The following is a 15,020-nucleotide window of genomic DNA, read 5'->3' as shown; positions in this document are numbered from 1 at the left end:
TTGAATCACAGAATAAAAATTAATTTGCAATTAGTGAAATATTGCGGTTGTTTTTTTGCATCGTAGTGGTAGTCTAGCGCCTGTCAATTCAACATTGGCAAACGAACTGCGAATTAAACCATTCTGGTCTCGCGCAACAAAGGATCTAAACGATGATGATTAAGCATATGCCTAATACGTTAAATCGTCTGACCTCATACGGTCAGGAATGGTCTGTTGTCTGCGAAAAAGCACCAGTGGCCACGCGATTCGTTTAATCTTTTTTTTAATCGAACCGCGGAAATTAGCAGCGGTTCGAGAACACTTCTCATTATTCCTATTCTGATTTCCCCGGTTCATCACTAACCAACTGATAATTTTTTTTATTGGAGTTACGTTATGAACTTAGCAAATACCTTTGCTCGTGTACGTGCATTATTTCCACGCCGTGCGGCGAAAAGCATTCGCCTGATCGGAGCCAATGAACACCTGCGCCGCGACTTGGGGCTGGACAACGTGAACAGTGAGCGACGTGTGCATGAACGTGCACCCCGTACTCAGGAATACATTGTATTCGGCGCTGTTACGCGGGCCCCATAAGAGAAGCCTCCACCGTGTTCGTAACAGGGACGATTATCGCTCACAAGGATGTGAGTTAACCGTTAATGAGGAGTGACCGTGAAACTAGTCTTGAATCCGCAAACCAAACCTCAGTCCGTCACTTTGGTGGCAGACGATGTGGTGATCTGGACGGTCAATGACAGTCTGGATTTACTGGGTAACGCCAGTTACCTCGGTGCGCAGCATATTATTGCCCGGCAATGCCATTTTGCCGATGAATTTTTTGATCTGAGTACCCGGTTAGCCGGGGACATATTGCAGAAATTTGCCAATTACCGCGTTAAGCTGACCATTGAAGGTGAGTGGCGGGAAATCAACAGTCGGGCGTTGCGTGATTTTATTCGCGAATGCAATCGCGGCGAGGCCATTGAGTTTCTGAACGTGTAATTTTTTTATTCACTACGGAAACAAAAAAGCCCTCCGAGGAGGGCTTGTTGTCCTTACTATGATGCTGACTTAAGGCGCAGTAGTGACTGTGACAATGGTATCGTTGGCGTTAAATGTAAATACATAATCGCCAGCGGTTGTCGTCGTAAATTCGAAATTGCCGCCGTTGTTCGTCAGTGCGAATTCGGTTCCCGTCGTATCGGTACCAAAGCCCCAGTTCGCTTGTCCCCAGTCGGAGTGGGCTACTTTAAACTGATAGCTGGTGGTCGCATCCAGTGTCAGCGTCAGACTGTAGATGCCGAGACCATCGTAAGTCATTTGATCGGTTGTTCCGAAGCCGTTCATCGATCCTCTGATATACAGATCCCCTTGTGGTGCGACATCGGCGGAGACCGTCAATTCAGGGTTCAACAAACTCTTCATCGTATCAACTTTAAACTTGTAGTAACCATCGCTGGGTATAGCAATGTTAATGTCACCAGATCCATCCAATGGTAATGCTGTACCCAAAACAACATCGGTAACACTGCCCGAACCAAAGTTAGTGCCAGCCGTCCAGGCGTCATCCGCTATTTTGAATGCATAGTTTCCAGTAGCAGCGTTGATCCATACGAAATATTCACCTGCGTTGTCGTAGGTGAAGAGTCCAGTGGAAACAGCTGCCCATCCAGCATCGGTAATTGAACCTCGAACATAGATGTCGTTTGCTAGTGCGTAGTCTTTTGCAGCAATCGTTACTTCTGGTACGGAGTCGCTGAGGTCTAGAGTAAACTCATAATCACCTTGTTCACCCTCAGCCACGGTCAGTGCAAAGTTGTTATCGCCATCTCCAGCTGCCGTTAACACAAAAGCCGAATCCACACCGTTGGTGAAGCTGTCGGCATTCGTACTGTTCCCCCAACTGGCATCCGTGAATCGGAAGGCATAGTCGCCGGCAGCATCTATATGGACAGCAAACTTATAAACGCCTTCACCGGCATAATAGCCATCATAGACGTGTGACCAACCCGAAAGTGAGCCAACCGCAAAAAGTGTTGTGTCTCCAAACGGCGCCACATCACCAGCGGGAATACCGGCTCCCTGTGCGCCGCCCTGATCGGCAACGAATACCGCTGTCGTTAAGGCAGGAACCGTAAAGGTTGACGTGCCCGCATCAAAAGCTACCCCAGTGGTTTCTGTTTGGGCGCTGTGCTGGGTGAAGCCAGCGGCACCGTCAACCACAACGTCTTGTGAAGTATTGGTGTAGTTGAAAATCACCACGATCGCGTCGTAATTTGTGTCCAGATCGCTTGGCGCGTTCACACCATCGTCGATGGACATCGCAATCACACCGGCGGTTTGATCCGCACCTGTATTATGGAACGCAATACGGCCTTTGATTTCGTCAGCAGTGGTTAAACGGAACAGAGGGCTGTCGGCGCGAATAGTCAACATTTCCTGGAACTGATCACGCATCCATTGGACATCCGTCGTGCTTGGGTCGGAATCGGCGTCCGCGATGATCGTGCCAATGATATCCCAGTTGCTGCCATCTTTGTCTTCACGTGGTAATCCGACATTCCAGTTTGAATCCGCGTTGGCTGCAAAGTCGACTTTGTTGAACCAGTCGCCGGAATCATAGGAGTCTCTTTCCATCGACTTGGAGCGCAACAGGTCAACACCCATATGAAAGAACGGTACACCTTGTGCAAAAGTACTGGTGGCAACTGCCAGCGCTTGCATACGAGCGCGCTCTGTACTGGTGACCGTATCCGCTGCTTTATACGCAATGATGTCCCATAAGGTTTGATTGTCGTGCTTGGATACGTAGTTGATGATTTGCTGCGGATCATCGGCATAGCCCGCTGCGCTGTCGCCATACAGGACCGTCGCTCCGGTTACGGATGTGTCCTCGTAGCCTTTGAAGCCAAAGGTTTTCAGGTTGCCTGCCAGACCTAAACGAACCAGGTCAGCATTTTTCAGGATATTTTCCGCTAATTCTTGATCCGGTGTTTTGGCATTATCGTCAGCAGTACCTGCGTCAGGGTCGACAGAGGTGACCAGGTTGAGCTCATTTGCAACGGCACTGTTTGACAGACCCTGATTGCGACGCAGTGACTGTTCGTCACCGTCCATATTATCGAATGGACCACCACCCCGTACGCCGTCGCGCAGTCGGTCGGTAAAGGTACCGATTTCAGAACCTGCGATATTGGATTGCGATGCGTTTTCACCACGGCCATTGCTGCCGGCCGCACCATAGTCCCAACCTTCGCCGTAGAAGTAGACATCCGGATTCACCGCTTTCACTTTCGCCAGCGCATTTTCCATCGCTGCTTTGGTTTGCAGACCCATCAGGTCAAAGCGGAATGCGTCTACCTGGTAATCGCGAGCCCAAACAACCAGTGAGTCGGCCATCAGTTTTGACATCATGTCATGTTCGGTCGCGGTATCATCACAACAGGAATCTTTGGTCACGGCGCCCGATGCAATATCGCGACGGTGGTAGTAACCGGGAACGACTTTATCGAGTACGGATTTCTCGTGCAGACCACTGGCGTTGGTGTGGTTATACACCACGTCCATTACCACCATGTAATCCATGTCATGCAGTGCTTCGACCATTTCACGGAATTCAACAATACGGGTTGTACCTTCCGGATCTGTGGCGTAAGAGCCTTCCGGAACAGTGTAATGGAATGGGTCATAACCCCAGTTGAAGCTGTCAACACCGCGCAGGTGGCTGTAGAAGTCCTGAGCATCCCCGGTCGTAACGTCCAGAGTACCCAGAGCCGTTTCAATCACGGTTGCATCACATGACAGGCTGAGGTCTGCCGCTTTGGCCGCTGCGTCTGTACTGATGGCACAGTAGTCGGCCATGGTGTCAGTGATGTCGACGCGCATGCTTTCATCTTCATCGATGGTGGCAATGTCGAATGCTGGCAGAATCTGGACGGCCGTCATACCGGCATTGCGCAGTGCCTGCAGATGTTGCATCGACTCGCGCGATGACTCAGTGAACGCTTTAAACTTACCGTTCAGCGCTTCAGTGCCCGCGCCATCCCACAACGTAATATCCCGCACGTGGGTTTCGTAGACAGAAATATCTTCGGGGTTGGTGACATCCGCAAACGCTTTGTTAACGGTCCAGCCGCCAGCCGGTTGCAAGGATACGTCGTCGAGATCAACAACCTGAGAGAACAGTGAGTTGGTCGACAGGCTCAAACTGTATGGGTCACTAACGGTGTAGCTTTCAATTGCGTCAGTGGCGTGATGGAAAACACTGATGTCGTAGATATAGTACTTACCGGTTAAGTCCGACGATGCGTCAGCGCCCCAAATCCCTGTCGTTGCGTCTTCGGTCAACGTAATGGTTTCGCTTGGTGTTAAATCGGTCGGTGCATTGAACACCTGAACGGAAACACTTTGTGCAGTAGGTGCCCACAGCGCGAAGTGAGTTACACCGCTGTTGTCATAGGCACCGAGTTGGGCATCTTGCGCTGCCGTTGCATACAAGGCGTCCAATACATTCGGTGTTTGTACACGGGTTAATTGAACCGCTTCACCGTCCGCGTTCGACTCAACAACCCAGAGTTGCTCTTTTAACAAAGACTTTGCTTCGCTGGCCGTGGTATCTACCCAGAATCCTGTCAGGCCCTTCAGATGAGGCATCGCATCTTGCTGGGTTTCAGACATTGGCTCTAATGCCATATCGATCGCGGTGCCACCGGATACGGTTTTCGTTTCTGCATCGAAAACCAGGCTGGCGGTGGGCGAGTGCCAGAGTTTGAATGCGTTGGACTCTACCCGTGCCGGGAACATAATACTGGCTCCGTCCGCATCCAGCACATCAATGAAGTGTGCAGATGCGCCGGACAGCATGACAGGAATTTCTTCAATCGGGTCGGCAAAGAGTTCGGCGACACCCTGGAATGAAAACACGTCATCACCGAATTCAACCCGATCGTATACCAGGTCTCCACCACCGATGTCTTTCGCGTCACCGTTGTGTACGATGAAGTTAAAGCCGGTCCAGTTTTCATCGGTCAGATCAACGAGGAAATACGCACCGTACAACGGGTGAACTCCGTCGGGCAGCAAAGGCGTGCCCCAAGTGATGCCTTCTTCCGCCATGTCATCACCCCAAAGATGAAGACCCCAGCCGTCGTAGTCGCCGTCTTGGCGTTTGTAATAAACGACCGCTTGGTTGGCTGCTGGAACAACCAGCGCGTTGGCGTCGTCAATACAGGCGTCACCCGCCTCATTCAGAATTTGCGGTGCGATGCAGGTTAATGGATCGTCGTTGCCCGGATTAGACTTGTCACAGGCCGAAAGGCCGATGACCAGTGCCAATGCCGAGTACTTAAACAGCGTACTGGTTTTACTCATGTCATTTCCTGTTTTGTTTTTATAAGTGTTGAGTGGGATGGAAATTCGCGGCGCCGGGAATGCTCCCGGTGCCGCAAGGTTTGTTGTTATTCCGCCGGATCAATAATGTGCACGTACTCACTTGCTGATCCATTCGCATCGATATCGCCGACCAACAGATACAGGTCGTAGTTACCGGCGCTGCTAATGGTTTGATTGAGGTTGGCAGGGTTGCTGCTGCGAACCAGACCAGACTCCGACACCGGGCCACCAATGTTCACGCTGGCCCAGGCCGCATCCGCGAATTTATATTCAATATCGCCAACCGGCAGCGTCACCGTGGCGGAATAGGTACCGTCGGCATAGGTCATCGGTGTGACCCCCCAACTGTTCAGTGAACCGCGCACATTTAGGACTGGCGTAAATGGCGCCGCAGCGGATTGATCAAATTTGACCACCGGATTACCGGTGTCATTGTCAGTACCGGCGACGGAGCCTGCGGTGTTGATAAACAGGGTGGATTCCAATTCCCCGGTGCCAACATTGGCGCTGGCATTGGCCATCACTTGATCACGAGTGATCCATACCGGTTGATCCGCACTGAAACCGCCAGACGTTGTAAAGAAGGTCACTAGAGCATTGCTTTTTTCTGTCCATGAGAACGAGACGGTGCTGTCGGCGGCAAGCGTTTGCGTTGAACCGTTGTCGAAGGTGATCGCGACTTTTTTACCGGCGGTTGCTCCTTCATAATCCAAGGTGACCATTGGTGATCGACTGTCGACCGTTAAGGTGGTGACCGCTGACGTTGCGGCATCCATTGCGAGGTTTTCAGCGACTATCCGAACCTGAATGTCCGTGCCATCGTCGATATCGGCGGTATTGAAATAGAGTTGATAAGGGTAATCGTGATCAACAGCGGCGACCGACCAGTTTGTTCCGTTATCCATCGAGTATTGCAGGGTGACGGTGTAAGTCGGGATATCTCGACTGTCCGCGTCCGTCAGTTCGGCAATAAATTCCAGATTCCCAGAAACGTAACTACCATCTTCAGGTCCGGTAATCGTGTTGATCACCGGTGCGGGCATATCGGCGATGCCGGTGGTCTTAAGAATGACCAAGCTGCTGGCTGGAACCGGAATGTTCAGCTTGTCGTCGACATCTTTGGTGATATCTGTGTCGATTCCATAGACAGCGGAATAGGTATTGCCCAGAGCAGGTACCACAATGGTTTTGCGTCGATCCGGATTGAAGTTGAACACCACCAGGTATTCTTCCTGTGTTTCTGGATTGAAACGTGCCAACGCATAGCCGTTGGATGTATCGGTCTTACGAATGTGCTGAATACCGTGGCGTAATGTGTCGTGCTCGCGCAACACGCGAGCGTATTCGCGCCATTTCAAGTACAGCGGATGATCGGTATCGAAATTATTGTCGGCCGACGTTTTGTCACTGCCCAGAATGTCGGTCGCGTTGTAGTACTCGACTTCGGATGGCATCATGTCCTGTCTTGATGCCTTGTCACCACCCGTTCCAATAAAGCCCTGTTCTGCTCCATAATAAATCACCGGAATGCCTCGGCTGAAATACATCGCTGCGTGCGCAAGATCGACCTTAGCCAACGATTTATCTTCCCAATCCAGAGTGTCGCCAAGGAACGACGCGAATCGGCCCATATCGTGGTTGCCGACAAAGTTAATCAAAGTCGACGCATCGCTGTCGGCATCCGAATAGAGGTCGTCTTTGGTAAACAGATCGGTAAGCGGATGTGTGGCATCACTGGCCACAACACCGTTATTGTTGATGGCGCTGGTCATGGATGCCTGGAAACCAAAGTCCAGCACAGACGGAATTTTGGCTTCGGTGGTAAAGTAACTTAACGTGCCAGGATCGGACGAATAGACTTCGCCGAACATGGTGAAATGTGGAATGCCAGCGCCGTTGGTACCTAAGCTATCGTCATCCTCTGCACGAGCGTAAGCCAGCACAGCGGGCGTAAATTCTTGCCAAAACTCCGTATTAACGTGCTTCACGGTATCGACGCGGAATCCATCAGGGCGGAAGTCCCGGACGATATCTTTGAATACGTCTATGAAGTTATCAACCACAACGGGATTGTCCGTGTCGATATCGTCTAGGCCAACGAAGTCCCCATACAGGGAGTTTTCGCCTGCCCAGGTCGACTCACCCTGGTTGTGATAATACTGAGTGTCATTCAGCCAGGCAGGAGTTTTTGCTGTTTCTTCACCGACCGGAATGAAAGGCGTGTAGTCGTCGCCGCTGGCGACCTGTGCCAGTGATTTGTAGTCGCACTTCTCAACGCCGGTCAGCAATGAACCATCCGGGTTGTGGCACTCTTCGTACTTGATGACATCGGCACTGTGATTGACGATGATGTCAAAGAATACCTTAATGTTCCGCGCGTGTGCCGCGGCAATAAATTCACGCAATCCTTCATCACCACCCAGGTGTGGGTCGATCGAGGTGAAGTCCAATGTCCAATAACCGTGATAACCCGCCGAATCTCCTTGCAGGGCCTTATTTTTCAGAATTGGTGTGAGCCAGATTGAACTGATGCCCAGATCTTCTATATAAGACAGCTTTGCGGTTAAACCCTGCAGGTCACCACCGTGGTAATAACCGTCACGTGTTTTATCGAAACCACCGAAAGCCAACGGGTCGCTGATATCGCCTTCGTTGTTCATCGGGTCACCGTCGGCGAACCGGTCGGTCATGACAAAGTAAAAAACTTCATCTTCCAGCGCACGGGCTTTATAGTCACTCAGTTCCGGTAATGGATTGTTCTGCGCAACATTAATTGTGATGGATTTTTCGGTTTTCGCTTTTCCATCATCCGCGGTTATCACAATGGTATGACTGCCCGCGTCCGGGTTGGCTGGACTCATTTCGAGTTTGTTGTTGCCCAGATAAATCCAACCGGGATTATCTTCGACGCGGATATCCAGCGAGTCGTTGTCGGCGTCTATCGCACTAAAGGTGACGAGTGTCGTTTCCAGCGCGTTTAAATTCAGAGTGGATGAACTGAACTGTATTTCTGGAGCACTGTTGTTATCGGTGTCGGAAGGTTTGGATGAGTTGCATCCGGTGGCAAGCAAAACAGCGGCCGTGAGCGCGCTGACTACAAAACGTTTCTGGCTCATGATGACTTCTTTTTTTGTTGTTGGATTTAACGGCACTTATTCAGCCGTACTTCTTGCGCGTAGTGTATGAAGCAAGAGAGGGTAAGAACGGATAGAAAAAAAATAGGGTTGGATAAGCCAAAATTTTTCCCGGGGGTGGGGATTTTTTTATCCGTACACCTCAGCGGAAAAATTTTTTAAAAAAAATTCAAAGCGACCGTTTTTCTTTCAATGCAGTATAAATTGCAATGATGATAGGCGCGAAAATACTGGTCAATTTAAGTCGGATCGCGTCACGTCTGCGAAGGTCGTGCGACAAAAAAAATAACATTGTTCGAGAGATTTTTAACACTGTAATGCGCTAAATGTAGGCCTTTGGCTACCGCAGCAGGCATCCGGCTTCAGCTCATTTTTACGTACTATAAGTTTTATGAATGGTATGAAAATCAACGGGTCCACTTTTTCCATCTTCAGGGTTTGGCGCTTCAACCCTTACCCACTTCTTTAACACCATATACTAAGCGCTGGATTTAGCCTCCTTTTAGCGAAGGAACGCAGTCTCGTTAAAGGATTTGGCTTCGCACAACAACAATACACTGGCGGAGTAAGAGCAATGAAGTTGAAGGCAAACAGGCTGACGGCAGCGGTTTTGGCCGCGTCGGCATTCACGATAACCGGTTGCTTACCGGAAGTTCCCTATCTCGATCGCGATGTTCGCGACGATGTTTTCTATTTTGTCATGCCCGATCGGTTCGAAAACGGCGACCTCAGCAATGACCTGGGTGGCTTGAGCGGTGACAAATACATTCACGGATTCGACCTTTTCTCGAAAGGGATGTACCACGGCGGTGACATGGTTGGCTTGGAGAGCCGGTTGGATTACCTGAAAGACCTCGGTATCACCGCAATTTGGATGACCCCTATTTTGAAAAACCAGGCTGTTCAAGGCAGCCCGGAAGACTTCAGTTCGGCTTACCACGGTTACTGGACGCTCGATTTCACGCAGATTGATCCGCACCTGGGCTCCAACGACGACTTGCAGTCACTGATTGACGCCGCGCACGAGCGCAATATGAAGGTGTACTTTGACATCATCACCAACCATACCGCGGACGTGATCAAGTACGAAGAATGCCATGACGCGGACGGCATCAGTAACGGCAAACCTTGCAGCTATGTATCGCTGGAAGAAAAGGCCAACGGTAACGGACTCACCCCGTTTGTTCCTGCAGGTATGGAAAACTCTAAAGTGCCCGAATGGTTGAATGATCCGCAGTATTACAATAATCAGGGTGACAGCACGTTCTCAGGCGAAAATGCGATTTATGGCGACTTCAGTGGTCTGGACGATCTGGACACCACACAACCGGCTGTGGTGGAAGGGATGATCGACATTTTCAAAAACATTGTCTCGGAATTCAAGCCCGATGGCTTTCGTATTGATACCGTCAAACACGTCAACATCGAATTCTGGCAGCAGTTTTCGCCAGCGATTTTGGAGCACGCTAAGTCAGAAGGCATTCCAAATTTCTTTATGTTCGGCGAAGTCTACGACGGTAACCCGCAATATCTGAGTCAATTTACCACCGTGGGCAAACTGCCTTCCGTTTTAGACTTTGGGATTCAGGGTGCGGCAAGTTCTGTGTTTGCGAACAATGGCGGTACCCATGCGCTGAGCAATCTGTTTGCACAAGATGATGTTTACAGCGATGCCGACAGCGATGCTTCCCTGCTCATGAACTTCGGCGGCAATCACGACATGGGTCGCATTGGTATGTTCATTAATAATGGCAACCCGCTGGCCAGTGATGATGAAAAACTCGCCCGCGCGAAACTGTTTAACGCCTTTATGTTTTTTGCCCGCGGTATTCCCGTCATTTATTACGGGGATGAGCAGGGTTTCACCGGTGACGGTGGCGATCAGGACGCACGTGAAGACATGTTTCCTTCGATGGTTGACATTTATAACGACAACGATCTGATTGGTACTAACGCGACTACCGCGGTGTCCAATTTTGATCCGGAGCATCCGCTGTATCAGGCTATCGCCGACTATGCGGATGTCTATAAAGCGCACCGAACCCTGCGTTACGGTGTACAAGTCAATCGCTACAGTGAAGATGGCGGCCTGTACGCTTTCTCACGAGTGGACGAAGACAACCGTGAATACCTGGTGGTGTTTAATGCTGATACCAGCAACCGCAGTTTGACTCTGCCCGCGACGGCAAACCTGTATAAGCCTGTGGTTGGTGCGGACAAAATTAAAGCGGATGCCGAGGGTGACATCACCTTGGATATCGCTGCGTTAGATTTTGTGATCTACCAAGCGGCGAGCCCCGTGCGTAAATCACCGAAATCGAACTTTATGCTGACCGGCGTACCCGATGGTGCTGCGGTGGCGGGTCGTGTGGATTTAAGCTTGGAGCTTGAAGAATCACTGTCCGTCTTACCAACCTACACCGCGACTTTCGAAGCCTCGACGGACGGTGGTTTGAGTTATACCACTCTGGCTACCGACCGGACGGCGCCATATCGCCTGTTCTGGCAAACCGGTGATCTGGCGGATGGTACCGATGTCATTGTTCGCGCTACGTTAGACAATGGCCAAGGCAAAACCACCACTTCGCAATTGTCGATGATCATCGACTCCCGCGTTCCGGAAACGGTCACTGTCGATTACGAAAACGGTAACCTGCGCGATAGTCTTTATGTCGCCGATCACAATGGTGGCTTGCAAGGACCGATCGCACTCGACAACGGTACCTTTACCTTCAACTGGGATGAAGACGACGACAGCCAGCTGTTGGTGTTTGTGAACCAAAATGGTGATGAGTTTGCCATAGACAAACCTGTGCAGATTACCCGTTCCAATATTGTGGCGTTGTCTGAAGAAAATGCAGAAGGCAATTTGCAAGCCTACGTGTACGTGAACAACGCGGGTGATGTGGCCAAAGAAGACAACGACACCGGATTCCTGGCGACGGAATTGCCCTTGGACGCTGGCGCGCCCGCACCGTTGGGAGATGATCTGAACGTGCGAGGCGGGCTGAATGGCTGGGGTACCGATGCCATGACCTATGTCGGAAATCAAACCTATAAAGCGCAGCTTGTCGTCGACAAAGGCGACGTTGAATTCAAGTTTGCCGACAGTACCTGGTCTTCCGTCAACATCGGTGGCCGTGTTTCTGAGTACGGTTTGGTGCGTGGTTCCAACCCAGGCAACTTGACCAATCATTTTGATGAACGCGCGCTGTATAACTTCTATTTGGTCTCCACAGAGCTTGAGGGGAATCCGGTTATCCTGCATTTCATCAACAAAGAAGTGGGACCGGTCGGTGAAACGCTCTTCGTCAAAGGTTCCTTAAATGGGTGGTCCAATGACACGCCGTTGACTTATATCGGCAACAATACCTTTGAAACGACGGTAGCGCTAACCGCAGGGGACTATCAATTCAAACTCGCGAACAACGACTGGAGTTGGGAGCGTGTTATTGCCGATGGACAGGCGGATCTGGATGTCGCAGAAACGGTCGTCACCAGTGGCGCGAACATCGCGCTGAACGCTCAGTACGATGCCAACTACACCTTCACCTATCTGTACGACGAGACACTGACCGTGTCTTCCGATTACGTCAGCCCCGACGAGCCAGCGCTGCAAGTGGTTTTCAAGAAGCCAGACAACTGGGGTGACGCGATCAATATCTATTTCTGGGAAGCGGCTACGACGGAAACGCCAACTTGGCCAGGCATCGCTATGGCCGACTTAGGTGATGGCTGGTTTGGCTTTACCTTCAACGAAGGTTCCAACACGGCCAACGTAATTTTCAACGACGGCGCTAACCAGACGGCGAATCTGTATCGCGATAAGAATGGCTGCTATGTAGACGCAACCTGGCAGGACAGCTGTCCTCCGTATCTCGGCGATTCAGAACCGGTTGATACCTTGTCTGTTCGTTTCGAAGCGCCAGCTGATTGGGCAAACGTCAATGTGTATTACTGGAACACGGCGCCCGTGCCCGCCACTGTCGACTGGCCGGGTGTGGCGGCAACACCACTCTATGGCAATTGGTGGACGTTTGAATTTCCAGAAGGTGTAACAGCGTCCAATGTGATTTTCAATAACGGTTCAGGCGCACAGACTGGAGACCTCTATCGCGAGGGTGACGGTTGCTATGAGTTCGACACCGCAACCTGGAGTGACGACTGCACCGTGTCGATGACCGTTTATTTTGAAAAACCAGCGGACTGGGGCACGGAACTGAACACCTACTTCTTCAATGCCACTGCGCCCAGCCCAGCTTGGCCCGGCAACGCAATGACGGATCTGGGCAGTAATTGGTACAGCTACGCCTTCCCGGATGGCGTTTTCGCCGCAAACGTTATTTTTAACGATGGCGCAAACCAGACCGCGGACCTGTATCGCGAAGGCGACGGATGTTACGACTTGGCAGCCGATGCCTGGAGTGACACCTGCGCGCATCCATAAACCCGTAAACACTTTAAAAAACCCAGCCTGGTGCTGGGTTTTTTATTACATCGACACATTCAAAACCGACCTTCCGCTTTCAATATGTTCAGATTTTTTTCAATGTCGGGAAGCAGATCGGCATTCTCTTTTGTGAGCCACACGTAGAAAGGAATGGTCAACAGAGGTTTGTCGATTAAGCGCACATCATACCCTTGGTCGATAAGTTGCTGGCCGATATCGCGGGTGACTGCAACAAAATCAACCCGCTCAGCGCTCATCATTTTAAACGTCGCTTCAATCGATTGTTGTTGCACCAAGGTTGCGTTCATTTTTTCGGCTACCATCATCTGCACCCTGGTTCCTCGCTCTGCCGCCATGCGCTTACCGATTAAGTCATCGATCGTTTCAAAACCGGACCGTTTGCGGACCATCGCCACCAGTTCAAGGTTGGTCAGTACAACGTTCACGGGGATCGCATCGCTGACGATTTCATCAAAGGTTGCCAGACGCATGATTTCGGCATCCAACTCGGACGTTTTAAACATCACAATGGCTCGTTCGCCTGGAAGCAACAGTTTATTGACTTGATGGCCCGCCATTTTAAACGCTTCCACAACCGCTGAAGATATACCCGGAAAATAGGTTTCTACGGTTGTACTGGTACCCAGTTCAATCGTTTTTGCTGAGAGTGTTGCGCATTGCAACCCTATGAAGACAGCAAACAAAGTTACTTTCATCTTGTTGGTTTCCTGTTGGATAGAGCCGAGTATAGTCGGTTATTTCGTTAGCAATACTGAGCGCGTAACCGGTTGGAAACGAATGTAGTGTGAACATAACCAGCATTTGAACGCTGTTTTAGCGGATGCAAGAGTTGGCTTTTGCGCTAAACTGGTCTTTTTAACTCTGTTTGAGGCTGGGTATTTGAAGGCACGCGTTGACGCCAATTCGATCGGAAAAGAGCAGTGGGTACAGGAAAACGTCCTGAGATTCTTAATGCAAAACGCGCTGTCGTCGATCATCCCCAGTCTGATAGTGGTGCTGATTTTTTCGTGGATAAACTGGTCGCAACTGAAAGTATCCGTCGGTGCTGATATCTGGCTAGCATCCGCCTTGTTGCTGGGCGGTGTTCGTTTATTCCATTATTACCGGTATGTGCAGCCAGACAATGGCTTGTCTATTCATCAGTGGCTGGTCAGCTACCGGATTCTTGCCTTACTATCAGGACTGGTTTACGGCTTTATGACGGTGTTGTTTTTTAAAGGTGCCTCAACGCCATTGCAGGTGTTAACTATGTTTATTGTGGTCGGCATGCCTGCCGCTGCCGTTGGTACCCACGCTGTCGATCGATATACATTCCGGCTGTTCATGTTAGCCATCATTATCCCTTCGGCCGTTGTCTTATATTTAACGGGTGATCCAACCTATCGTGTGGTCGCCTTTCTGATTACCATCTTTACCTTTGTGATGGATCGTTCGGCGCGACAGTCAGCAACATCGATACGCGATAATTTTAATATGACGTTTGAGATGAGTTACAGAGCAACACACGACCCATTGGTCGGATTGTTTAACCGTGAAGAACTGGAACATCAGTTTGAGTTGCGCGCCCCTCGGTCCAAAAAAGCAATCGCCATGATGTTTGTAGACCTGGATAACTTTAAACCCCTAAACGATACACTAGGGCATCAGGCGGGTGATGACGCGTTGATCAAGGTGGCCGGTATCATAAAGCACGCCATCCGTTCCGATGATATCGCTGCTCGGTTAGGTGGTGATGAATTTTGTGTCATCCTGTTTATTCACGATGAAACGGATGTCATGGCGATCGCGAATCGAATCTGTGAAGACGTGGCTAACCTTAAATTTCCCGAGCAATACGGTGGTCTGAGTACCAGTATTGGTGTCAGCTACAACACACATACGCAGGTCAGTTTTTCACGACTTATGCGGGTGGCCGACATGGCCTGTTACGAAAGCAAGGAGTCTGGCCGCAATCAGGTCACTCTGTTGCAATACGGTGTTGATGCTTAAGGGCTGCTTTAAGAGATCTGTCGATCTCTGCGCGTTTGCTAGCAACGCGC

At 50.5% G+C, this 15,020-nt stretch carries 7 protein-coding genes; 4 read left to right on the top strand and 3 right to left on the bottom strand.

What is annotated here, in order from left to right; all coding sequences use genetic code 11:
• The first annotated feature begins 378 nt into the window (after positions 1-378).
• Complete coding sequence (locus tag IYN85_RS13760) at positions 379-579, top strand: hypothetical protein (protein ID WP_196159482.1); 201 nt, start codon at positions 379-381, stop codon at positions 577-579.
• Positions 580-657: 78 nt separating this feature from the next.
• Entirely contained in the window at positions 658-987 is a 330-nt protein-coding gene (locus tag IYN85_RS13755) for a DUF4180 domain-containing protein (protein WP_196159481.1), read from the top strand.
• 69 nt (positions 988-1,056) lie between these two features.
• On the opposite strand, the gene pulA is transcribed toward IYN85_RS13755, so the two are convergent.
• Together pulA and IYN85_RS13745 are read right to left on the bottom strand one after the other, a co-directional pair.
• On the bottom strand, positions 1,057-5,355 hold the full coding sequence (gene pulA, locus IYN85_RS13750; RefSeq protein WP_196159480.1) for a pullulanase-type alpha-1,6-glucosidase: 4,299 nt from the start codon (positions 5,353-5,355) through the stop codon (positions 1,057-1,059).
• An 86-nt stretch (positions 5,356-5,441) separates the two neighbouring features.
• A complete protein-coding gene (locus IYN85_RS13745; protein ID WP_196159479.1) occupies positions 5,442-8,492 on the bottom strand; it encodes an alpha-amylase family glycosyl hydrolase in 3,051 nt (1,016 codons plus the stop codon).
• A 592-nt stretch (positions 8,493-9,084) separates the two neighbouring features.
• Here IYN85_RS13745 and IYN85_RS13740 point away from each other — a divergent pair.
• Positions 9,085-12,957 carry an alpha-amylase family glycosyl hydrolase gene (locus IYN85_RS13740; RefSeq protein ID WP_196159478.1) on the top strand — a complete coding sequence of 1,291 codons (3,873 nt, stop codon included), beginning with the start codon at positions 9,085-9,087 and terminating at the stop codon, positions 12,955-12,957.
• A 59-nt stretch (positions 12,958-13,016) separates the two neighbouring features.
• On the opposite strand, the gene IYN85_RS13735 is transcribed toward IYN85_RS13740, so the two are convergent.
• Positions 13,017-13,676: an ABC transporter substrate-binding protein gene (locus IYN85_RS13735; protein ID WP_196159477.1), complete on the bottom strand. Its 660-nt coding sequence runs from the start codon at positions 13,674-13,676 to the stop codon at positions 13,017-13,019.
• 106 nt (positions 13,677-13,782) lie between these two features.
• On the opposite strand from IYN85_RS13735, the gene IYN85_RS13730 reads away from it, so the two are divergent.
• Entirely contained in the window at positions 13,783-14,970 is a 1,188-nt protein-coding gene (locus IYN85_RS13730) for a diguanylate cyclase (protein WP_196159476.1), read from the top strand.
• The last annotated feature ends 50 nt before the right edge of the window (positions 14,971-15,020 follow it).

Origin of the sequence: Reinekea sp. G2M2-21, from assembly GCF_015687175.1 — a bacterium.
Lineage (GTDB): Bacteria > Pseudomonadota > Gammaproteobacteria > Pseudomonadales > Natronospirillaceae > Reinekea.
Note: the sequence above shows the minus strand (reverse complement) of the source record. Positions and strands in the feature narration are given on the sequence as shown.

Bases quoted from the DNA above. Each gene is read 5' to 3' on its own strand.
- IYN85_RS13745 (WP_196159479.1), bottom strand. From the start codon at position 8,492: ATGAGCCAGAAACGTTTTGTAGTCAGCGCGCTCACGGCCGCTGTTTTG.
- IYN85_RS13735 (WP_196159477.1), bottom strand. From the start codon at position 13,676: ATGAAAGTAACTTTGTTTGCTGTCTTCATAGGGTTGCAATGCGCAACA.
- pulA (WP_196159480.1), bottom strand. From the start codon at position 5,355: ATGAGTAAAACCAGTACGCTGTTTAAGTACTCGGCATTGGCACTGGTC.
- IYN85_RS13760 (WP_196159482.1), top strand. From the start codon at position 379: ATGAACTTAGCAAATACCTTTGCTCGTGTACGTGCATTATTTCCACGC.
- IYN85_RS13740 (WP_196159478.1), top strand. From the start codon at position 9,085: ATGAAGTTGAAGGCAAACAGGCTGACGGCAGCGGTTTTGGCCGCGTCG.